The organism is Tsukamurella conjunctivitidis (assembly GCF_007858475.1).
Lineage (GTDB): Bacteria > Actinomycetota > Actinomycetes > Mycobacteriales > Mycobacteriaceae > Tsukamurella > Tsukamurella conjunctivitidis.
In genome coordinates this window covers 85,273-105,582 of record NZ_VIGX01000010.1, presented here as the reverse complement: position 1 = coordinate 105,582, position 20,310 = coordinate 85,273, and the positions used below count along the sequence as shown (strand labels likewise).

18 protein-coding genes are annotated in these 20,310 nt (G+C 72.0%); 2 read left to right on the top strand and 16 right to left on the bottom strand.

The window, feature by feature from the left end:
* Positions 1 to 40: 40 nt before the first annotated feature.
* Genes argH through argC form a run of 8 tightly spaced genes read right to left on the bottom strand, consistent with a single transcriptional unit; the run spans position 41 to position 8,703 of the window.
* Positions 41 to 1,471, bottom strand: coding sequence for an argininosuccinate lyase (gene argH, locus FK530_RS16920; protein ID WP_146488151.1), 1,431 nt, complete (start codon positions 1,469 to 1,471; stop codon positions 41 to 43).
* Between the two features lie 8 nt (positions 1,472 to 1,479).
* The gene (gene argG, locus FK530_RS16915) at positions 1,480 to 2,901 is read right to left on the bottom strand and encodes an argininosuccinate synthase (RefSeq protein WP_146488150.1); all 1,422 of its coding nucleotides are present in this window, start codon (positions 2,899 to 2,901) and stop codon (positions 1,480 to 1,482) included.
* A gap of 35 nt (positions 2,902 to 2,936) precedes the next feature.
* The gene (locus FK530_RS16910) at positions 2,937 to 3,422 is read right to left on the bottom strand and encodes an arginine repressor (protein WP_410468456.1); all 486 of its coding nucleotides are present in this window, start codon (positions 3,420 to 3,422) and stop codon (positions 2,937 to 2,939) included.
* Entirely contained in the window at positions 3,419 to 4,357 is a 939-nt protein-coding gene (gene argF / locus FK530_RS16905; protein WP_146488148.1) for an ornithine carbamoyltransferase, read from the bottom strand. The genes FK530_RS16910 and argF overlap by 4 nt, the downstream gene beginning before the upstream one ends.
* Positions 4,354 to 5,535 carry an acetylornithine transaminase gene (locus tag FK530_RS16900; protein ID WP_146488147.1) on the bottom strand — a complete coding sequence of 394 codons (1,182 nt, stop codon included), beginning with the start codon at positions 5,533 to 5,535 and terminating at the stop codon, positions 4,354 to 4,356. The genes argF and FK530_RS16900 overlap by 4 nt, the downstream gene beginning before the upstream one ends.
* A gap of 5 nt (positions 5,536 to 5,540) precedes the next feature.
* Positions 5,541 to 6,446 carry an acetylglutamate kinase gene (gene argB / locus FK530_RS16895; protein ID WP_146488146.1) on the bottom strand — a complete coding sequence of 302 codons (906 nt, stop codon included), beginning with the start codon at positions 6,444 to 6,446 and terminating at the stop codon, positions 5,541 to 5,543.
* A complete protein-coding gene (gene argJ / locus FK530_RS16890; protein WP_146488145.1) occupies positions 6,443 to 7,672 on the bottom strand; it encodes a bifunctional glutamate N-acetyltransferase/amino-acid acetyltransferase ArgJ in 1,230 nt (409 codons plus the stop codon). Before argJ ends, argB begins: the two co-directional genes overlap by 4 nt.
* The gene (gene argC / locus FK530_RS16885) at positions 7,669 to 8,703 is read right to left on the bottom strand and encodes an N-acetyl-gamma-glutamyl-phosphate reductase (protein WP_146488144.1); all 1,035 of its coding nucleotides are present in this window, start codon (positions 8,701 to 8,703) and stop codon (positions 7,669 to 7,671) included. The genes argJ and argC overlap by 4 nt, the downstream gene beginning before the upstream one ends.
* 154 nt (positions 8,704 to 8,857) lie before the next feature.
* Here argC and FK530_RS16880 point away from each other — a divergent pair, with 154 nt between their 5' ends.
* Complete coding sequence (locus tag FK530_RS16880; RefSeq protein ID WP_146488143.1) at positions 8,858 to 9,079, top strand: hypothetical protein; 222 nt, start codon at positions 8,858 to 8,860, stop codon at positions 9,077 to 9,079.
* Positions 9,080 to 9,097: 18 nt separating this feature from the next.
* Here the strand turns inward: FK530_RS16880 and FK530_RS16875 are convergent, their stop codons facing one another.
* The 5 genes from FK530_RS16875 to FK530_RS16855 all read right to left on the bottom strand — a co-directional run bounded on the left by FK530_RS16875 (position 9,098) and on the right by FK530_RS16855 (position 13,942).
* Positions 9,098 to 9,874 carry an enoyl-CoA hydratase/isomerase family protein gene (locus FK530_RS16875; RefSeq protein ID WP_146488142.1) on the bottom strand — a complete coding sequence of 259 codons (777 nt, stop codon included), beginning with the start codon at positions 9,872 to 9,874 and terminating at the stop codon, positions 9,098 to 9,100.
* Between the two features lie 100 nt (positions 9,875 to 9,974).
* Positions 9,975 to 10,634, bottom strand: coding sequence for a PIG-L deacetylase family protein (locus FK530_RS16870; RefSeq protein WP_166443303.1), 660 nt, complete (start codon positions 10,632 to 10,634; stop codon positions 9,975 to 9,977).
* 27 nt (positions 10,635 to 10,661) lie between these two features.
* Positions 10,662 to 11,855, bottom strand: coding sequence for a GAF domain-containing protein (locus tag FK530_RS16865; RefSeq protein WP_146488140.1), 1,194 nt, complete (start codon positions 11,853 to 11,855; stop codon positions 10,662 to 10,664).
* Between the two features lie 20 nt (positions 11,856 to 11,875).
* Complete coding sequence (locus FK530_RS16860; RefSeq protein ID WP_146488139.1) at positions 11,876 to 12,646, bottom strand: acetoin reductase; 771 nt, start codon at positions 12,644 to 12,646, stop codon at positions 11,876 to 11,878.
* Positions 12,647 to 12,739: 93 nt separating this feature from the next.
* Positions 12,740 to 13,942, bottom strand: coding sequence for a helix-turn-helix domain-containing protein (locus tag FK530_RS16855; protein ID WP_231706675.1), 1,203 nt, complete (start codon positions 13,940 to 13,942; stop codon positions 12,740 to 12,742).
* A gap of 139 nt (positions 13,943 to 14,081) precedes the next feature.
* On the opposite strand from FK530_RS16855, the gene FK530_RS16850 reads away from it, so the two are divergent.
* Positions 14,082 to 15,914 carry an FAD-dependent oxidoreductase gene (locus FK530_RS16850; protein ID WP_146488137.1) on the top strand — a complete coding sequence of 611 codons (1,833 nt, stop codon included), beginning with the start codon at positions 14,082 to 14,084 and terminating at the stop codon, positions 15,912 to 15,914.
* Between the two features lie 68 nt (positions 15,915 to 15,982).
* Here FK530_RS16850 and pheT read toward each other — a convergent pair whose 3' ends face one another.
* The 3 genes from pheT to FK530_RS26330 all read right to left on the bottom strand — a co-directional run bounded on the left by pheT (position 15,983) and on the right by FK530_RS26330 (position 20,266).
* The gene (gene pheT / locus FK530_RS16845) at positions 15,983 to 18,451 is read right to left on the bottom strand and encodes a phenylalanine--tRNA ligase subunit beta (protein ID WP_146488136.1); all 2,469 of its coding nucleotides are present in this window, start codon (positions 18,449 to 18,451) and stop codon (positions 15,983 to 15,985) included.
* A gap of 54 nt (positions 18,452 to 18,505) precedes the next feature.
* A complete protein-coding gene (gene pheS / locus FK530_RS16840; protein WP_146488135.1) occupies positions 18,506 to 19,561 on the bottom strand; it encodes a phenylalanine--tRNA ligase subunit alpha in 1,056 nt (351 codons plus the stop codon).
* A 75-nt stretch (positions 19,562 to 19,636) separates the two neighbouring features.
* Positions 19,637 to 20,266: a TetR family transcriptional regulator gene (locus FK530_RS26330; protein ID WP_205124216.1), complete on the bottom strand. Its 630-nt coding sequence runs from the start codon at positions 20,264 to 20,266 to the stop codon at positions 19,637 to 19,639.
* Positions 20,267 to 20,310: the final 44 nt, after the last annotated feature.

Here is a 20,310-nt window from a genome sequence, read left to right as displayed (position 1 = left end):
CGACCTGCGGTTTTCGTGTCAGAAACGGTGTTCAATTCGGTCACGGGGTGGCGGTGGCCCAGGTGCGCAGGGGCGGGACGGCGGCGGTGACGGTCTCGAGCTGACGGGCGACGGCCGACGGCGCCGTGCCGCCGCGGGCGTCGCGGGAGGCGACGGAGCCGCGCACCGTCAGCACTTCGCGGACCTGCGGGGTCAGCGCCGGGTGGATCGCGGCGAACTCCTCGTCGGTGAGGCCGTCGAGGCCGACGCCCCGCGATTCGGCGGCGCGGACGCACTCGCCCGCCGCCTCGTGCGCCACACGGAACGGAACGCCCTGTCGCACCATCCACTCGGCGACATCGGTCGCCAGCGTGAAGCCCGCGGGGGCGAGCTGCGCCATGCGCTCCGGGTGGAAGGTGAGCGTCGCGGTCAGGCCGGCGACGGCCGGCAGCAGCAGGCGCAGTTGCTCGACCGAATCGAAGACCGGCTCCTTGTCCTCCTGCAGATCGCGGTTGTACGCGAGCGGCTGCGCCTTCAGGGTCGCCAGCAGGCCCGAGAGATTGCCGATCAGCCTGCCCGCCTTGCCACGCGAGAGCTCCGCGACGTCCGGGTTCTTCTTCTGCGGCATGATCGAGCTTCCGGTGGACCACGCGTCCGCGAGGGTCACGTAGCCGAACTCGGCCGTGCTCCACAGGATCACGTCCTCAGACCAGCGCGACAGGTCCACGGCGATCTGCGCGAAGACGTAGGCCGCCTCCGCCGCGAAGTCGCGCGAGGCCGTCGCGTCGAGGCTGTTGTCCGCGGCGGAGTCGAAGCCCAGATCGGCGGCGATCGCGTCGGGGTCGAGGCCCAGCGACGATCCGGCGAGCGCGCCGGAACCGTACGGCGAGACCGCGATCCGCTTGTCCAGGTCCTGCAGCCGCTGCACGTCCCGCAGCAGCGGGTGCGTGTAGGCGAGCAGGTGGTGCGCGAGCAGGATCGGCTGCGCCGCCTGCAGGTGCGTCTTGCCCGGCAGGATCGCCTCGGGATTCGCCTGCGCCTGGGCGACGAAGGCGTCCACCACGTCGAGCACGCCGACCGCCACGAGGCGCACCGCGTCGCGCAGCCACAGGCGGAACAGCGTGGCCACCTGGTCGTTCCGCGACCGGCCCGCGCGCAGCCGCCCACCCACCTCGGCACCGGCGCGCTCGATCAGCCCGCGCTCCAGCGCGCCGTGCACGTCCTCGTCGGAATCCGCCGGCTGGAAGGCGCCCGAGGCCACGTCGTCCCCGAGACGCGTGAGCGCCGCGAGCATGGCCTCGAGGTCCTCCTCCGACAGCAGCCCGGCGCGGTGCAGCACGCGGGCGTGCGCCTTCGACGCGCGCACGTCGTACGGGGCGAGCGCCCAGTCGAAGTGCGTGGACTTGCTCAGCGCGGCCATCGCCTCGGCGGGTCCGGACGCGAAGCGCCCGCCCCACAGGCTGCCCTCGTTGGTGCCGTGCTTCTCGCTCAACGGATCTCCTAGTCGGTGCCGAGGTCGAACGCGGCGTGGTTGCTCGCCTCGTCGAGGGCGGACGGAATCTTCTCGCCGCCGGAGACGATGGCGTCGGCGCCGCCCTGCTCGAGCTCGCCGACCAGCGCGGCGGTCTCGCCCGCGACGATGCCCTGCGCGGCGTACTGCTCGAGGCGCGAGCGCGAGTCCGCGATGTCGAGGTTGCGCATGGTGAGCTGGCCGATGCGCTCGTCGGGGCCGAAGGCGGCGTCGCCCACCCGCTCCATCGAGAGCTTCTCGGGGTGGTAGCTCAGGTTGGGGCCGCTCGTGTCGATGATCGAGTAGTCGTCGCCGCGGCGCAGGCGCAGCGTGACCGAGCCGGTGACGGCCGAGGCCACCCAGCGGATGATCGCCTCGCGCTGCATGAGCGACTGCGGATCCAGCCAGCGGCCCTCGTACATCAGGCGGCCCAGGCGGCGGCCCTCGTTGTGGTACGTCGCGATGGTGTCCTCGTTGTGGATCGCGTTGACGAGCCGCTCGTAGGTCGCGTGCAGGAGCGCCATGCCGGGGGCCTCGTAGATGCCGCGCGACTTGGCCTCGATGATCCGGTTCTCGATCTGGTCGGAGATGCCCAGGCCGTGGCGGCCGCCGATGCGGTTGGCCTCGCGGACCAGCTCGACCGGGTCGGAGTACTCGACGCCGTTGATCGCGACCGGCACGCCCGCCTCGAAGGTGACGGTGACGTCCTCGGTCGTGATCTCGACGGACTCGTCCCACGGGGCGACGCCCATGATCGGCTCGACGATGACGACGCCGGTGTTGAGGTACTCCAGGTCCTTGGCCTCATGGGTGGCGCCCCAGATGTTGGCGTCGGTCGAGTACGCCTTCTCGGTGGAGTCGCGGTACGGAAAGCCGTGCGCGACGAGCCACTCGCTCATCTCCTTGCGGCCGCCCAGCTCCGTGACGAACTGCGAGTCGAGCCACGGCTTGTAGATCCGCAGGGCTGGGTTCGCCATGAGGCCGTAGCGGTAGAACCGCTCGATGTCGTTGCCCTTGTAGGTGGAGCCGTCGCCCCAGATGTCGACGCCGTCCTCCTTCATGGCCCGCACCAGCATCGTGCCGGTCACGACGCGGCCGATGGGGGTGGTGTTGAAGTAGGTCTTGCCGCCCGAGCGGATGTGGAAGGCGCCGGTCTGCAGGGCGGCGATGCCCTCCTGCACCAGCAGCGGCTGCACGTCCACCAGGCGCGCGATCTCGGCGCCGTACTCCTTGGCGCGATCCGGGACCGCGTCGATGTCCGGCTCGTCGGGCTGGCCGATGTTGGCGGTGTAGGTGCAGGGCACCGCGCCCTTGTCGCGCATCCAGGCGACGGCCACGGAGGTGTCGAGGCCGCCGGAGAAGGCGATGCCGACGCGCTCGCCGATGGGCAGGGTGGAGAGGACCTTGGACATGGTCGATAAGCCTATCTGGTGGTGAGTGTGCGGATTCAGGCGAGCGCCACGAGGCGCTCGGCGAGGTCCTTGCCGGTCAGGGGCTCGCGCGCGACGACGAGCACGGTGTCGTCGCCGGCGACGGTGCCGACGACCTCCGGGAGCGACGAGCGGTCGAGCGCGCTGGCGAGGAAGTTGGCGGCACCGGGCGGGGTGCGCAGCACGCAGATGTTGCCACTGTGGTCGGTGGAGACGAGCAGTTCGCCCAGGAGGCGGGAGAGCCGCTCCGTGCCGCCCGAGACGCCGCGCACGGGCGAGCCGTCCTCGGGGACCACGTACACGCCGGTGCCGCCGTCGGCGCCGCGCAGTTTCACGGCGCCGAGCTCGTCGAGGTCGCGCGAGATGGTGGCCTGCGTCGCCTCGTAGCCACCGCGGACGAGCAGCGCCTGCAGCTCGGCCTGGCTGCGCACCTGGTGGTTCGCCAAGATCTCGACGATCGCCGCCTGCCGCCCGGCGCGCGTGGCGAGCGGTTGCTCGCTCACGACCGCTCCAGGAGCCAGGTGAGCAACGCTTTCTGTGCGTGCAGCCGGTTCTCGGCCTCGTCGAAGACGGCGGACTGCGGACCGTCGATCACCTCGTCGGTGATCTCGTCACCGCGGTGCGCCGGCAGGCAGTGCAGCACGATCGCATCGGGATCGGCGTGGGCGAGCAGTTCGGCGTTGATCTGGTAGGGCCGGAAGGGCGCGTTGCGGTCGACGCCGTCGTCCTCCTGCCCCATCGAGACCCAGGTGTCGGTGACCACCACGTCCACGCCCGCCACCGCGAGCACCGGATCGGAGATCACACTGACCTCGGCCCCGGTCTCCTTCGCGCGCTCCCGGGCCGCGTTCACGAAGCGCTCGTCCGGCTCGAAGCCCGACGGTGCGCTGATGGTCACGTCGATGCCGGCGGTGACGCACCCGAGCATGTAGCTGTGCGCCATGTTGTTCGCGCCGTCGCCGAGGTAGGTGAGCTTCAGGCCGGCGACGGAGCCCGTCCCCTCCGCCCCCTTGCGTTCCGCGATCGTCTGCAGGTCTGCGAGGATCTGGCACGGGTGGAAGTCGTCGGAGAGGGCGTTGACGACGGGCACCGTCGAGTACCGGGCGAGTTCCTCGAGGCCCTCCTGCGCGTAGGTGCGCCAGACGATGGCATCGACGAACCGGGAGAGCACACGCGCGGTATCGGCGAGCGACTCGTCGCGCCCCATCTGGGTGGACTTGGTGTCCACCACGACGGCGTGGCCGCCGAGCTGCGCGATGCCCACGTCGAAGCTGAACCGGGTGCGCGTGGAGTTCTTGTCGAACAGCACCGCCACCCCCTTCGGGCCGTCGAGGGGACGCCGCGAGAAGGGCTGCGCCTTCAGCTCCGCGGCCAGGGCGAGCACCTCCCGCTGCTCGGCCGGGCTGAGGTCGTCGTCGCGGAGGAAATGGCGGGTCATGGGTTCTCCTGGGCTGAATCGAGGAGGGACGGGAGTGCAGTGAGGAAGCGGTCGGCCTGCTCGTCGGTGAGGACGAGGGGCGGGGCCAGGCGGACCACGTCGGGCTGGGCGGCGTTGAGCAGGAAGCCGGCGTCCCGGGCACCGGCCTCGATCGCCTTGGCGGCGGGCCGGGACAGGGTGATCCCGAGCAGGAGGCCGGAGCCGCGGACGCCGGTCACGAGCGGGTGGCCGAAGCCCTCGACGGTGGCGGCGATGTGCTTGCCGAGGGCGTCGGCGCGCTCGGCGAGGCCCTCCGCCTCGATCACGTCGAGGACGGCGTTCGCGGCGGCCGCGGCGACGGGGTTGCCGCCGAAGGTGGTGCCGTGCTGGCCGGGCGTGAGCAGCTCGCCCGCGGCGCCGACGGCCACCGTCGCACCGATCGGCAGGCCACCACCGAGTCCCTTGGCGAGCGTGAAGACGTCGGGCGTGACGCCGGCCCGCTGGTACGCGAACAGTGTTCCGGTCCGGGCGATCCCGGTCTGCACCTCGTCGAGGACGAGGAGCGCGCCGGCTTCGGTGGCGGCGGCGCGGGCCTCCGCGAGGTAACCCGCGGGCGGGACGACGACGCCGCCCTCCCCCATGATCGGCTCCAGGAAGATCGCGGCCGCTCCCTCGGCGGCGGCGCGCAGGGCCGCGGCGTCGCCGTAGGGCACGTGGGTGACCGACTCGATGAGGGGCGCGAAGGGCTCCCGCTTAGCGGGCTGGCCGGTGAGCGCGAGCGAGCCCATGGTCCGGCCGTGGAAGGCGCCGTCGGCGGCCACCATCCGGGTGCGACCCGTGCGCCGGCCGATCTTGATCGCGGCCTCGTTGGCCTCGGCGCCCGAGTTGCTGAAGAAGACGCGGGTGCCCGGTACGCCCACGGCCTCGGTGAGGCGTTCGGCGAGGCGCACGACGGGCTCGCTGATGTACAGATTGGAGACGTGTCCCAGGGTCGAGACCTGATGCGTCACCGCCTCGATGATCTTCGGATGGGCGTGGCCGAGCGCGTTGACGGCGATGCCGCCGAGCAGGTCGACGTACTCCTTGCCGTCGGCGTCGGTCACCGCCGCGCCGCGCCCCGAGACCAGCGCGATGGGAGGGGTGCCGTAGGTGTCCATCACCGCGGCGTTCCACCGCGACTGCATTGCTTCGTTGCTCATGTGTGTCAGATCCAGGTCTCTGAAGGAGGTTTCGGCGGGGTCACCATGGTGCCGATGCCCTTGCTCGTGAACAGTTCGAGGAGCACGGAGTGCGGCACCCGCCCGTCGATGACGTGCGCGGTGGGAACGCCCCCGTGCACGGCTCGCAGGCACGCCTCCATCTTCGGGACCATGCCGGAGTCGAGGCTCGGCAGCAGCTCGGTCAGCGCGTCCGTGTCGATCTCGGAGGTCAGGGAGGACCGGTCCGGCCAGTTCGTGTAGAGGCCCTCGACGTCGGTGAGCACCACGAGCTTCTCCGCCCCGAGCGCCTCCGCGAGTGCGGCGGCGGCGGTGTCGGCGTTGATGTTGTGCACCACGCCCTCCGCGTCCGGCGCGATCGTGGAGATCACGGGGATGCGGCCGGCGGCGATGAGGTCGTTGACCGCCTCGGGGTTGACCGCCGTGACGTCGCCGACGAGACCGATGTCGGTGGGGGCACCGTCGACGACGACCTGCCGCCGCGTGGCGGTGAAGAGGTGCGCATCCTCACCGGACATGCCGACGGCGAAGGGACCGTAGGAGTTGATCAGCCCGACCAGCTCACGCCCGACCTGCCCGAACAGCACCATCCGGACGACGTCCATCACCTCGGGCGTGGTCACGCGGAAGCCGCCGCGGAACTCGCCCTCCATGCCGAGGCGCTTCAGCATCGCGGTGATCTGCGGGCCGCCGCCGTGCACGACCACGGGGTGCAGGCCGCAGGTGCGCAGGAAGACCATGTCCTGCGCGAAGGAGCGCTTGAGCTCGTCGTCGATCATGGCGTTGCCGCCGTACTTGACCACGACGGTCCTGCCGTGGAAGTCGAGCAACCAGGGCAGCGCCTCGGCGAGGACGCCGGCCTTGTCGAGCGGCGTGAGGTCAGGGGCGCTCATGAGGAGTACGCCGAGTTCTCTTCGACGTACGCGTGCGAGAGATCGGTGGTGCGGATCGTCGCGGTGCCACGGCCGAGGCCGAGGTCGACGGTGACGTCGATCTCGGGGCCGGAGAGGTCCACGTCGCGGGCCCCGGGGACGCCGCAACCGTGCTCGGCGATGGGTTGCCCGTTGAAGGAGACGGTGAGCTTGTCGTGCACCAGCTCGATCGGGGCGATGCCGATCGCGGCCATGACGCGGCCCCAGTTGGGGTCGCTGCCGAACAGCGCGGTCTTCACCAGGCTGTCGCGGGCGATGGCGCGGGCGCCGATCAGCGCCTCCTCCTCGGAGACGGCGCCGGTCACGGTGATGAGGATCCGCTTCGTGACGCCCTCGGCGTCGCCCTGCAGCTGCGCCGCCAGATCGTCGCAGACCTCGCGCACGGCGGCGTTGAGTTCCTCCTGGGTGCAGGTCTTCTCGCTCGCGCCGCTGCTGAGCAGGAGCACGGTGTCGTTGGTGGAGGTGGCACCGTCCACGTCGAGCCGGTCGAAGGTGTAGCCCGTGGCGTACCGAAGGGCCTGGTCCAGCTGCTCCGGGGTGGCGTGAACGTCGGTGGTGAGCACGACGAGCATCGTCGCGAGCGAGGGCGCCATCATGCCGGCCCCCTTCGCCATGCCGCCCACGTTCCAGCCGCCGCCGTGGTGCAGCGCGGCCTCCTTCGGCACGGTGTCGGTCGTCATGATCGCGTGCGCGGCGTCGGTGCCCCCGGTGAGCCCACCGCCCATCTCGTGGACGATCTCGGTCACACCGGCGAGCACCTTGTCCATGGGCAGCCGGTCGCCGATGAGGCCGGTCGAGCAGACCGCGACCTCGCCCGCGCCGGTCTCGGTCCCCCAGTGACTCAGGGCCTCCGCCACCTTCTCGGCGGTCGCGTGCGTGTCCTGGAAGCCGCCGGGCCCGGTGCACGCGTTGGCGCCGCCCGAGTTGAGGATCACCGCACGCAGGTGGCCGTCCCCCAAGACCTGCTCACTCCACAGCACGGGCGCCGCGCGCACCTTGTTGCGGGTGAAGACGCCCGCGGCCGCGTAGTGCGGGCCCTCGTTGAAGACCAGCGCGAGGTCGGGCTTGCCGGAGGCCTTGATCCCCGCAGCGATGCCGGCGGCCTTGAAACCCAGTGGCGCGGTGACGCCCTGGTTCCGGACCAGCTTGAACGTGTTCGGCGTGGTGGACGTCTTCGCTTCGCTCACGGTGCGACTCCTACGGTCGAGAGGCCGGCGGTCTCGGGCCAGCCGAGCGCGAGATTCATGGACTGGACGGCGGCACCACCGGTGCCCTTGGTGAGGTTGTCGATCGCCGCGGTCGCGATGAGGCGCCCGGCGCGCTCGTCGACCGCGACCTGGACCTGCACGGCGTTGCTGCCGAGCACCGACTTCGTCTGCGGCTGCGCTCCTTCGGGGAGCAGGTGCACGAAGGGCTCGTCGGCGTAGGCCTTCGCGTAGACCTCCCGGGCCTGCGCGGTGGTCACCGTCGTCGGGGCGGAGACGGTGGCGAGGATGCCCCGGGCCATGGGCACCAGGATCGGCGTGAACGACACGGTGACGGGCGAGTTCGCGGCCGCCGAGAGGTTCTGTGTGATCTCCGGAGTGTGCCGGTGGGTGGTGACGCCGTAGGCCCGCGCGGAGCCGATCGCCTCGGAGGCGAGCAGGTCCGTCCGCAGGGACTTCCCGGCGCCGGAGGTGCCGCTCACGGCGACGACGGCGACCTCGGGGGCGACGATGCCGGCCGCGACGGCGGGCAGGAAGGCGAGGGTCGACACCGTCGGGTAACAGCCCGGGACCGCGATGCGGGACGCGCCGGCGAGCACCTCCCGGTTGCCCGGGAGCTCCGGCAGGCCGTAGGGCCAGGTGCCGGCGTGCGCGCTGCCGTAGTAGTGCTCCCACTCGGCGGGGTCCTTGAGCCGGTAGTCGGCGCCGCAGTCGATGATGAGGGTCGACGGAGGCAGCGCCTCGGCGATCTCGGCCGACTTGCCGTGCGGTAGGCCGAGGAAGACCACGTCGTGGCCGCGCAGCGTGTCCGGCGTGGTCTCCTGCAGGACGCGGTCGGCGAGGGGCAGGAGATGCGGGTGGTGCTCGAAGAGTGTGCTGCCGGCATTGCCGCCGGCGGTGAGCGCGCCGATGGTGAGCTCACCGGACAGGTACTGCGGATGGTTCAGCAGCAGCCGGAGGATCTCTCCCCCGGCGTAGCCGCTGGCGCCCGCGATCGCCACGGAAACAGTCATGCAATGATTATGCACCATCATGCAAGCCTATTCACAGCGGATACGGCGAGAGGGTCCCCGACGTCCCCACAGGTTGTGCCCAGCCGCTCTTCAGGAGCCGTCGGCACTCTGGGGAACACGTAACGAAACGTGCCCCGCACCCGAAGGACCTCACATGCGCAACGACCACCAGCACACTCCCGACGCCCTCACCCAGCCGCTGACGCTACCGCGTCCGCAGCGGGGCCTGCGAGGCACCGTCAACCGCGTCCTCGACGGCTTCGCGCCGCGCGTGGAGAACCGCGCCATGCTCGTGAAGATGGGCCGCGGCCGCCCCAGCCTGGTGGGCGACCACCGCCGCGGCAACCACATCACCCAGGCGTTCCACCTGGGCTGACCCGACGATCCGTCGCGGTCAGGCGAAGCGCGCGAGCCGCGCCGCAGCCGCGTCGGTTCCGCCCATCCGGGCGATCGTGCGCCGCTCGTCGTCGAGTTGCTCGCCGTAGCTGCGCGCGTACGAGGCCCGCACCAATCGGCGCGCCTCACCGAGCGCCGGATACGGCCCGGCGAGCAGTCCGTCGACCGTCGCGCCCACCTCGGCGTCGAGGTCGCCCGAGGGGACGGCCCGGTCGATCAACTCCCACGATGCAGCGGTCGGCGCATCGATCCGCTCCCCGTGCAGGAGCATCCGCAGCGCACGCCGCATCCCCACCGCCTTCGGCAACAACGCCGAGACGCCGCAGTCGGGGCTGAGGCCGACCCCCGCGTACGCGGTGGAGAAGTGCGCCGTCTCGGCAGCAATCGCTACGTCGGCGGCGAGGACCAGACCGAGCCCGCCGCCGGCGACCGGCCCCTGGATCGCGGCGACGACGGGCACCGCCAGCCGATCCATCTCCGCGAGGGCGTCGTGGATCGTGCCCGCGAGCCGATCGAGCATCGCCCCGCGATCCTCGGCCGCGACCATCGCCCTGACATCGCCGCCCGCACAGAAGAACCGCCCCTCGGCGCGCAGCACCACGACGCGCACGGTGGCGTCGACCGCGATCGCCCGGGTCGCGTCGACCAGCGCATCCGCCAGCGGCTGGTTCAGCGCGTTGGCCGCGTCGGGCCGCCGCAGCGTGATGGTCGCGACACCCCGCTCGTCCACTCCGAAGCCGAGACCGGCGTCGTCGCCGCCCTGTCCGTGCGTCATCGGTCGACCTTTCCGTCGTCGGGACCGCGTCGCGCAGAGCATCTCACAGGCGCCGCGCCGCGCCGACGAGGGCAGGTCCCCGCCGACGAGGGCGGGTCCCTCAGGCGAGATCGCGGAAGCCCACGGTGTGGCGGTACTCGCCGCGCGGCAGGCACGCGGACGCCACCTGCGCGCGCGCCTGCTCGATCACCGGCGTGACCGGATCCAGCACCGACAGGTACTGGCGGTGCTCGGCGAGCGATTCGACGGCGCGCTCGGTGAAGCCGGTGACGTCGACGATGTACGCCGGGTCGGGCGCGGTCTGGTACGCCGTGATGCCCGCCGCCGCGGCGGCCTCGGCGACCGCACGGGTGAACTCCATGTGATCGCTCTGGTTCGGCGCGCCGGGCGCCCATTCGGGCCCGCCCCACAGGGTGATCACGATGTCGGGCTCGTACCGGGCGATGGACTTGCGCACCGACTCCCGCAGCTCCGGCGTGTTCGTGACGCGCGAGTCGGGGTAGCCCCAGAAGCGCACCTCGTCGACCCCGACGACGGCGGCGGACCGTCGTTGCTCCTCCTCGCGCACCGGCCCCGCGGTACCGGGCGACATCCCCTCGATACCGGCCTCGCCGGAGGTGGCGAGGCCGTAGACCACCGTCTTGCCCTGGGAGGTCCAGCGGGCGACCGCCGCCGCCATTCCGTACTCGGGGTCGTCCGGGTGCGCCACCAGGACGAGCGCCGTGGTCCAGTCCTCGGGGAAGATCTCCGGCTCGCTCACGGGCTCCACGCTAGAGCCCGCGGCCGGTCAGCGCAGCAACTCGACCGAGACGCCGTCGGCGAAGCGGTAGGGCTGCGCCGCGATCACGCCGGACAGCACACGGCGCAGCCGCGAGATCTCGGCCCGCACGGTGACCACCCGGCCCGGGTCCCCGAAGAGCGCCTCGGCGAGCTGCGCGGCCGTGCGGCCCGCACCGTCGGCGAGGAGGGCGAGGATCTGCGCGTGCCGCGGCGAGGGCTGGTACCGCCACGCACCTCCCCCGCCGGTGACCGCGACCTCCGGTGCGCGGCCGGGCCGCAGGTCCAGAGTCACCCGGGTGATCGTGTCCGGCCCGTCTCCCGGGTCGGGCTGCAGGAGCCAGCCGCCGGGCAGCGCGTCGACGGTGCACAGCCCGAGCTCGGGGAGGCGGACGGCTGGACCGGTCAGGTCGGCGGGCAGCGCGACGCGCGAACGCGGCGGCAGGTCGCCCACCGCGGCGACCCAGCCGTTGGTGTCGACGGCGATGCCCGGGCGGCCGAGTCCCGCCAGCATCGGCGCGGCCACCGACCGCAGGCGCTCCAGGCCGGCCTGGTGCACCTCGCGGAGTCGTGCCTCGGCGAGTTTGGCGACCGTGGACACCAGCGCGAGAGTCGTCGGATGCACCGTGGCGGCAGGACCGGAGACGTCGACCACACCCAGGATGTGCCCGGTGTGGACGTCGCGGATGGGCGCGCCGGCGCAGGTCCAGGAGTGGTGGCTGCGCGCGAAGTGCTCGGCGGAGAAGATCTGGACGGGCGTGCGCGAGGCGATCGCGGTGCCGATCGCGTTCGTCCCCACCTGCTCCTCGGCCCAGCCCGCGCCTTCGACGAAACCGAGCCGGTCCGCGTGCGAGAGGACCCGCGTCGCACCGGAGCGCCACAGCACCCGCCCGAACCGATCCGCCACCACCAGGATGTTGTCGCCATCGGCGGTCAGCGGCGCGAGGCCCGCCGTGAGTTCGTCGAGCACGGGGCCGAGACCGGATTCCTGCCGGCTCAGTTCCACGTCCATCCAGCCCATCGCCGGTCCCGCAGCGGAGTCGGGCGCGAGCCCCGCGGCCCGCACGCGCTCCCACGAGTCGCCGATCACGCCGCGCGGCCGCGCGGGCGGCCGCACTCCGCTCATCGTCGCGTCGTAGACCTCGGACAGCAGGCGCGCGTAGTGCCGCGGGTCCTCGCCCGCGGACATCGCCGGTTCGGCCATCTCACTCCCTCCTGCTCGCGTCAGCGGTAGACGAGGCCACCGTCGATCAGTACGGCCTGACCGGTCATGTAGTCGGAATCGGGAGACGCGAGGTGCGAGACGAACGCGGCGACGTCCTCCGGGGTCTGGGCCCGGCCCAGCGCGATGCCGCCGACGAACTGGTCGTAGGTAGCACCGACCGCCGCCCCGGTGAGCTCGGCGAACCGGCGATCGATCTCGACCCACATGTCGGTTCCGACGACGCCCGGGCAGTACGCGTTCACGGTGATGCCGTGCGTCGCGTACTCCTTCGCAGCGGCCTGGGTGAAGCCCCGCACGGCGAACTTGGTGGCGCTGTAGGCGCCGAGCATCGCGAAGCCCTCGTGTCCGGCGATCGAGGCGGCGTTGACGATCTTGCCGCACACTCCTCGCTCGATGAACGAGGCCGCCGCGGCCTGGATGCCCCACAGCACGCCGTCGACGTTCACCGAGAACAAGCGCCGCAGCTGGTCGGGTGTCACGTCGGCGACGGGTCCGACGAGCGCCACGCCGGCGTTGTTGATCATGACGTCCAGCCCGCCGAGCGCCTCGACCGTTGCCTCGACGACGCCGAAGACCGCGTCGCGATCGGAGACGTCGGCGGTGAGTGCGACGGCACGACGGCCCGTCGCCGTCACCTCCTCCGCGACGGCCGCGACACCGTCGGCGGTGAGGTCGACGAGCGCCAGGTCGAAGCCGTCCGCGGCGAGCCGCCGGGCGATCCCCGCCCCGATCCCTCGTCCCGCGCCCGTCACCAGTGCGATCCGTGCCATCGTGTGTCCCTTCGTCGACGTGATCGCCTCCGGTCTATGTGACCCGGGACACACACGGCAAAGGTTGCGCGGGGTTGCGGTCGCGCGACGGGATCAGCGGAGCGTCTCGACCACCGCGGCGTCGGCGAACCGGTAGGGCTGCGCAGCGATGAGCCCTGAGAGCACCCGGCGCAGCCGGGAGATCTCCGCGCGCACGGTGACCACCCGCGCCGGGTCGCCGAAGATCGACTGGGCCACCTGCGCGGCGGTGTGACCGCGCCCGTCGGCCAGCAGCTCGAGGATCTGCGCGTGCCGGGGCGTCAGCTGGTGCCGCCACTCGCCGGTGGCACCCGCGACGGTCACCGCCGGAGTCCGCCCCGCCCGCAGGTCGAGCGTCACGCGTGTGGCGCCGTCGCGCGGCTCGTCGGCGACGGGCCGCAACAGCCAGCCGCCGGGCAGCGGCTCGACGGTGCACTGTCCGAGCTCGGGGAGCCACAGATGCGCCGAGTCCACGGTGCCGGGAAGGGTGACGCGCGTGCACGGCGCGAGCTGCCCGACGGCGGCGACCCAGCCGTGGGAGTCCACGACCAGCCCCGGGCCGGCGAGGCGCGCGAGCAGCGGCGCGGCGACGGTGCGCAGCTGATCGAGGCCGGCGAGGTGCGCCTCACGCAGCGAGGCCTCCGCCAGGCCCGCGACGGCGGCGACCAGCGCCAGCGTCGTGGGGTGCACGGTCGAGGCCGGCCCGCTGACGTCGACGACGCCGAGCACGCGGCCCGTGCGACGGTCCCGGATCGGCGCGGCGGAGCAGGTCCACGGGTGTTGGTTGCGGGCGAAGTGCTCCGCCGAGAAGGTCTGCACCGGAGCGCGCGAGGCGAGCGCCGTCCCGATGGCGTTGGTGCCCACGTCGTTCTCCGACCACGCGGCGCCCTCCACGAAGCCCAGCCGATCGGCCTCGCGCAGTACTCGGGTCGAGCCGCTGCGCCACAGCAGCCGGCCCTCGGTGTCGGAGACGACCATGATGCTCGACCCGGCGTCGGTGATCGGCGCCAGACCGGCGGCGAAGTCGTCGATGAGCCCCGTCAGCCCGGACTCGCGGCGCAGCCGCGAGAGCGCGGCCGCGTGGATCGCAGGGCCGGCTCCGGAATCGGGCCGCAGCCCTGCGGCGATGACACGTTCCCAGGAGTCGCCGATCACCTCTCGCGGACGCGCGGGCGGCCGCTCCCCGGCCATCGTCGCGTCGTACACCTCGGCCAGCAGACGCGCGTAGGTCCGGGGGTCCTCTCCGTGCGCCACAGCCGGCTCCACTGCGTGTGCCACCCCTCGATTCTGCATCGCCGCCCGTCGCGGCAGGCGCGATCGCCCAGAACGGTGCAACGGGGCGCAACCCTTGTAACCCCCGTCACACCCGGCGTGTGATTCACACCACAGCACCACACCGAACGTGAAGGAGTAGGACATGACCGCGATCGCGGAATCGGCACAGGACGTCGCCACCGGGCCCCAGGAGCGGGTGGACGCCTGGCTCGCGAAGTTCGAGGCGGCGCTGGTCGCGCGGGACGTCGCCGCGGCGGCGGAACTGTTCGAGCCCGGCGGCTTCTGGCGCGATCTGGTCTCGTTCACCTGGAACCTGCACACCAGCGAGGGGCGCGACCAGATCGCCGCGATGCTGACCGAGCGTCTGGCCGACGCGGCCCCGAGCGGGTTCGTGACGACGGACCCGGCGTCGGGCGACGACGTGGCCGAAGCCTTCCTCGGGTTCGAGACCGGCGTGGGCCGCGGCAAGGGACACGTGCGCATCCGGCAGGGTGAGGACGGCGTCGACCGCGCCTGGACGCTGCTCACCACCCTGCGTGAGCTCAAGGGCCACGAGGAGTCCTTCGGCACCCGGCGCCCGATGGGTGCGGTGCACGGGGCGCACAACGCGGCGCCGACGTGGGCGGAGCGCCGCGAGCAGGAGGAGGCCGAGCTGGGTCGCTCGATCCAGCCCGACACTCTCGTCATCGGCGGCGGGCAGGGTGGCATCGCGCTCGGGGCGCGTCTGCGGCAGCTCGGCGTGCCCGCGCTGGTCGTCGACAAGTACGACCGCCCCGGCGACCAGTGGCGCGGCCGCTACAAGTCCCTGTGCCTGCACGATCCGGTCTGGTACGACCACCTCCCCTACCTGCCCTTCCCGGCGAACTGGCCCGTCTTCGCCCCCAAGGACAAGATCGGCGACTGGCTCGAGATGTACACGCGCGTCATGGAGGTGCCGTACTGGTCGCGCACCGAGGCGCTGTCTGCGTCGTACGACGAGGCGAAGGGCGAGTGGACCGTCGAGGTGAACAAGGACGGCGAGAAGCTGACCCTGCACCCCAAGCAGCTCGTACTGGCGACCGGCATGTCAGGCAAGCCGAACATCCCGGACTTCCCCGGCATGGACGTCTTCGCCGGCGAGCAGCACCATTCGTCGAAGCACCCGGGACCGGACGCCTACGCGGGCAAGAAGGTCGTGATCATCGGCGCGAACAACTCGGCCCTCGACATCAGCAAGGCGTTGATCGAGGCGGGTGCCGAAGTGACCATGGTGCAGCGCAGCTCGACGCACATCATCAAGTCCGAGTCCCTCATGGAGCACGGCCTCGGCGACCTGTACAGCGAGCGGGCCGTCGCGAGCGGCGTGACCACCGACAAGGCCGACATGATCTTCGCGTCGCTGCCCTATCGGATCATGAACGAGTTCCAGAAGCCGATCTACGACAAGGTCCGCGAGATCGACGCCGACTTCTACCGGGGGCTCGAGGACGCCGGCTACGAACTGGACTTCGGCGACGACGACTCCGGCCTGTTCATGAAGTACCTCCGACGGGGCTCGGGCTACTACATCGACGTCGGCGCCGCCGGGCTCATCATCGACGGTTCGATCAAGCTCGCGAAGGGTCAGGTCGACCACCTGACGGAGAACAGCGTCGTCCTGAAGGACGGCACCGAGCTCCCCGCCGACCTGGTGGTCTACGCCACCGGATACGGCTCGATGAACGGCTGGGCCGCCGACCTCATGGGCCAGGACGTGGCCGACAAGCTGGGCAAGTGCTGGGGCCTCGGCTCCGACACCACCAAGGACCCCGGTCCGTGGGAGGGGGAGCAGCGGAACATGTGGAAGCCGACACAGGTGCCGGCGCTCTGGATGATGGGCGGGAACCTGCACCAGTCGCGGCACTACTCGCTGTACCTGGCACTGCAGCTCAAGGCCCGCTACGAGGGCATCGACACCCCGGTCTACAAGCTGGCCGAGGTGCACCACACCAGCTAGCCACCGCACAGACTCCGGCCCCGGCGACCAGAACACTGGTCGCCGGGGCCGGCTCCATGTCCGGGGGGTCAGCGCAGGACGGCGCCCACGGCCTCCGACGCCTTCGCCACCGCGGCGTCGCGAGCGGCCGACGCCTCGTCCTCGGTCAGCGTGCGATCGCCCGCCCGGAAGCGCAGCGAGAAGGCAAGGGACTTGCGCCCCTCGCCCACCTGCGCGCCGGTGAAGACGTCGAACAGCGAGATCGCCTCGAGAAGCTCGCCGGCACCGTCGGCGAGCGCGGCCTCGACGGCCTGCGCCGGCACCGCGGCGTCCACGACGACCGCCACGTCCTGCAGTACCGCCGGGAACGGCGAGACCACCGGTGCGGGCAGGTTCTCCACGAGCGGGACCGCGTCGAGGTCGATCTCGACGGCGCAGGTGCGCGCCGGGAGCCCGGCGCGCTCGAGCACCGCGGGGTGCAGCTCGCCGGCGTGCCCGACGACCGTCTCCCCCGCCAGGACCTCGGCGCACCGGCCGGGGTGGAAGGGCGCGTACTGCGCGGCGCGCAGTGTGAGCGCGATGTTGCTCGCCCGGCCGATCTCCCGGACGGCCTCGAAGGCGTCCGTGGCGTCCGCCGGACGCGCCGGACCCCACGGGCCGGCGGTGCCGCGGGCGCCGGTGAAGACGAGAGCGACGTGCTCTGGCTGCTGCGGCAGCGAGGCGTTCAGCTCCGCGACCTGCTCGGCGGTGGGCCGCCGGTCGACGGGGATCGGGTCGACGGCGACCGTCTGATCCGTCGGGAGCACGACCTGGGCGATCGTGTACAGCGCGAGGTCACGCTGGCCGCGGGAGACGTTGCGCGCCAGGATCTCCAGCAGGCCCGGGAGCAGCGTCGTCGCCAGCGAGGGCCGATCCGACTCCAGCGGGTTGAGCACCGTGGTGGTGGTGCGGCGCGGGTCGTCGGCGTCGAGGGCCCAGGTGTCGAAGACGTCGGCGGGCAGGAACGGGCTGGTCAGCACCTCGACGTGGCCGGTGTGCGCGAGCGAGCGGCTCACGACGCGGCGGCGGCGCTGGCGCGCGTTCAGGCCCCGCCCACCGGGGGCGGCCGGCAGCACGGGCGGGATCTGCTCCAGCCCTTCGAGCCGCAGCACCTCCTCGACCAGGTCGGCGACCATCGTCAGGTCGGGCCGCCAGGTCGGCGGGGTCACCGTCAGGCTGCTCTCGCCCTGGACGGCGCAGCCGATCTGGGCGAGGCGGCGCACCGTCGTCCCCGGCGCGTAGGTGATGCCGGCGACGCGGTCGGGGCGGTCCGCGGCGATGGTCACCTGCGGGCGGTCGTCGTAGGACCCCAGATCGGTGATCTCCCCGACGACGGTGCCGCCGGCGATCTCGGTGAGCAGGCGGGCCGCCTCGCGGACCGTCCACACGGAGATCGCGGGGTCGACGGTGCGCTCGTACCGCTTCGCGGCGTCCGAGCTGAGCTTGTGCCGCTTACCGGTCCGGAAGACCTTGACGGGGTTCCAGATCGCGCCCTCGAGGATCACGTTGACGGTCTCGTCGCCGACCTCGGTGGTCGCGCCGCCCATGACGCCCGCGAGCGAGACGGGTCCGGTCTCGTCGACGATGACCGCGTCCTCGGGGTCGAGCTTCCGCGTGACGTGGTCGATCGTCTCGAGCGTCTCGCCCGCGCGCGCGGCACGCACCGTCAGCCCGCCCTGCACCGTGTCGGCGTCGAAGGCGTGCAGCGGCTGGCCGCTGAGCAGCATGAGGTAGTTGGTCACGTCGACCGCGGCGCTGATCGGCCGGACGCCGGAGGTGAGCAGGCGGCGCTGCATCCACCACGGCGTCACCGCCTTCGGGTCGATGCCCTCGACGCGCAGCGCCGTGAAGCGGGTGCAGCCGGACTCGGGCTCGACGGTGACGTCCACCCCGCCCGTGCCGCTCCCGGCCTTCGCCGACGGCGTGGTGATGTCGGTGAACGGCAGGTCGTACCCGCAGGCCAGCTCGCGGGCGAGGCCGCGGACCGAGAAGGCGTACCCGCGATCGGGCGTGACGTTGAGCTCGATGACGGTGTCGTCCATCCCGAGCACCGGCTTGGCGTCGTCACCCGGCTGCGCCGTGCCCTCGGGCAGCACGAGGATGCCGGAGTGGTCGGTGCCGAGGCCCAGCTCGGAGACCGAGCAGATCATGCCGTCGGAGATGTGGTCGTAGGTCTTGCGGGTGGCGATCTCGAAGCCGCCGGGCAGGACGGCGCCCGGGAGCGCCGCCACGATGAGGTCGCCCTCGGCGAAGTTCCGTGCGCCGCAGACGATGCCGCGCGGCTCCGCCTCGCCCACGTCGACCTGGCAGAAGCGGATGGGCTTGCGGAACTCCGTGAGCTCCTCGATGTGCGCGACGCGACCGATCTTCAGCGGGCCCGTCACGGTGTCGAGCGAGTCGAGTTCCTCGACCTCGAAGCCGACGCGCACGAACCCGGCGTCCAGTTCGTCGGCCGTGACGCCCCACTCGGGGGTGTCGCGACGGAGGATCTCGGTGAGCCATGACTGTGCAACGCGCACGGTGGAAGTCCTTCTCCTGGAGTGGCTGTGTGCTGGTTTTCTGAGCTGCCGGGTCTAGCCGCGGACGCCGAAGGGCAGCGTGAAGCGGACGTCGCCCTCGACGATGTCGCGCATGTCGGACAGGCCGGTGCGGAACTGCAGCGTCCGCTCGAGACCCATGCCGAAGGCGAAGCCGGAGTACTCCTCGGGGTCGATGCCGCACGCGCGCAGCACGTTCGGGTTGACCATGCCGCAGCCGCCCCACTCGATCCAGCCCGCGCCGCCCTTCTTGTTCGGGAACCACACGTCGACCTCCGCGGACGGTTCCGTGAACGGGAAGTAGTTCGGCCGCATGCGGGTGGTGGTCTCGGGACCGAACATCGCCTTGGCGAAGGCCTCCAGGGTGCCGCGCAGGTGCGCCATCGTCAGCCCCTTGTCGACGGCGAGCCCCTCGACCTGACTGAACACCGGGGTGTGGGTGGCGTCGAGCTCGTCGGTGCGGAAGGTGCGACCCGGGCAGGCCACGTAGATCGGCACGTCGCGCGTGAGCATCGACCGCACCTGCACCGGGGAGGTGTGGGTGCGGAGCACCTGCCGCGAGCCCTCGGGCGCGATGTAGAAGGTGTCCTGCATGGAGCGCGCCGGGTGGTCCGGGAGGAAGTTGAGCGCGTCGAAGTTGAAGTGCTCCGTCTCGACCTCGGGCCCCTCGGCGATCTCCCAGCCGATGCCGACGAAGAAGTCGGCGACCTCGTCGGCGATGATGCTGACCGGATGGCGGGCGCCCTGCGGGGCGCGTGCCGACGGCAGGGTCACGTCGATGGACTCGGAGACGAGGACGGCGGCGTCGCGCTCGGCGTCGAGCACCGTCTTGCGCTGCTCGTAGGCCGCGCGGGCACGCCCCTGCGCGACGTTGACGCGCTTGCCGGCGTCCTTGCGCTCGTCCTTGGGGATGGAGCCGAGGGCGCGCTTGCTGAGCGCGAGCGGCGACTTCTCCCCCAGGTGGGCCAGCCGGGCGGCGTTCAGGGCTTCGAGGTCGGACGCGGCGTCGAACGCCCGCGCGGCCTCGTCGGCGAACGCGTCGAGCGCGGCTTCGCTGAGGTCGTCGACGGGGGCGATCTGGTCTTCCGACACTGCTCTGGGCTCCTCGGTGCGGGTGGGACGGTACCCGATCAGAGTAGTCGACGGCGTTCCCCGGACGGAATCGCATTACCGCTGGTACGCGCCCACCAGGTCGCTCAGCGCCCGACGGTGCGCGGCGCGGCGGTCCGTCGCGACGGCACGATCGACGACCATCCCCCAGGCCGTCGTCGCGACCGCGAGGGCGCGAGCCGGCTCGCCGACGGCGCGGGCCACGCAGAAGGCCCCGATCGTCATCGCGACGATCGCCTCCGCCTCGGCCGTCACGTCGACGTCGGCGGCGAGGTCGCCCGCGTCCCGCGCGGCCGCGAACAGACCGGCGAACACGTGGGACCAGTCGGCGACGGGGCGCGCCCACGGGGCGAGGTCGGGATGCGGGCGATCGATGACCACGCCGAGGGCGGCGCGGAACCGGACGTCGTCGACACTGGCGGCGAGCGCCTGGAACGTGACTTCGGCCGCGTGCAGGACGGGCATCCCCGGAACGCTCGGGTCCGCCAGCGCGGGCGCGAACTGCTCCTCGACCAGGGCGCCGACCAGGGCGGCCTTGGACGGGAAATGGTGATACATCGCCCCCTTGGTCACGCCGGCGCGCGCGAGGACGTCCGTGAGCGCGGCACCGTCGTAGCCTCGCGCATCGACGATCTCCGCCGCCGCATCGAGGAGGGACTCCCGTGTGCGCGCCGCCCTCTCCTGCATCCGTCCCCCTCTTGACAGTCCGTGATTCATCTTGAAACATACCA

Coding starts and splice junctions, on each gene's coding strand:
- argG (WP_146488150.1), bottom strand. CDS start 2,901: ATGTCCAAGGTCCTCTCCACCCTGCCCATCGGCGAGCGCGTCGGCATC.
- argF (WP_146488148.1), bottom strand. CDS start 4,357: ATGACCCGCCATTTCCTCCGCGACGACGACCTCAGCCCGGCCGAGCAG.
- FK530_RS16900 (WP_146488147.1), bottom strand. CDS start 5,535: ATGAGCAACGAAGCAATGCAGTCGCGGTGGAACGCCGCGGTGATGGAC.
- argB (WP_146488146.1), bottom strand. CDS start 6,446: ATGAGCGCCCCTGACCTCACGCCGCTCGACAAGGCCGGCGTCCTCGCC.
- argC (WP_146488144.1), bottom strand. CDS start 8,703: ATGACTGTTTCCGTGGCGATCGCGGGCGCCAGCGGCTACGCCGGGGGA.
- FK530_RS16880 (WP_146488143.1), top strand. CDS start 8,858: ATGCGCAACGACCACCAGCACACTCCCGACGCCCTCACCCAGCCGCTG.
- FK530_RS16875 (WP_146488142.1), bottom strand. CDS start 9,874: ATGACGCACGGACAGGGCGGCGACGACGCCGGTCTCGGCTTCGGAGTG.
- FK530_RS16865 (WP_146488140.1), bottom strand. CDS start 11,855: ATGGCCGAACCGGCGATGTCCGCGGGCGAGGACCCGCGGCACTACGCG.
- FK530_RS16860 (WP_146488139.1), bottom strand. CDS start 12,646: ATGGCACGGATCGCACTGGTGACGGGCGCGGGACGAGGGATCGGGGCG.
- FK530_RS16850 (WP_146488137.1), top strand. CDS start 14,082: ATGACCGCGATCGCGGAATCGGCACAGGACGTCGCCACCGGGCCCCAG.
- FK530_RS26330 (WP_205124216.1), bottom strand. CDS start 20,266: ATGCAGGAGAGGGCGGCGCGCACACGGGAGTCCCTCCTCGATGCGGCG.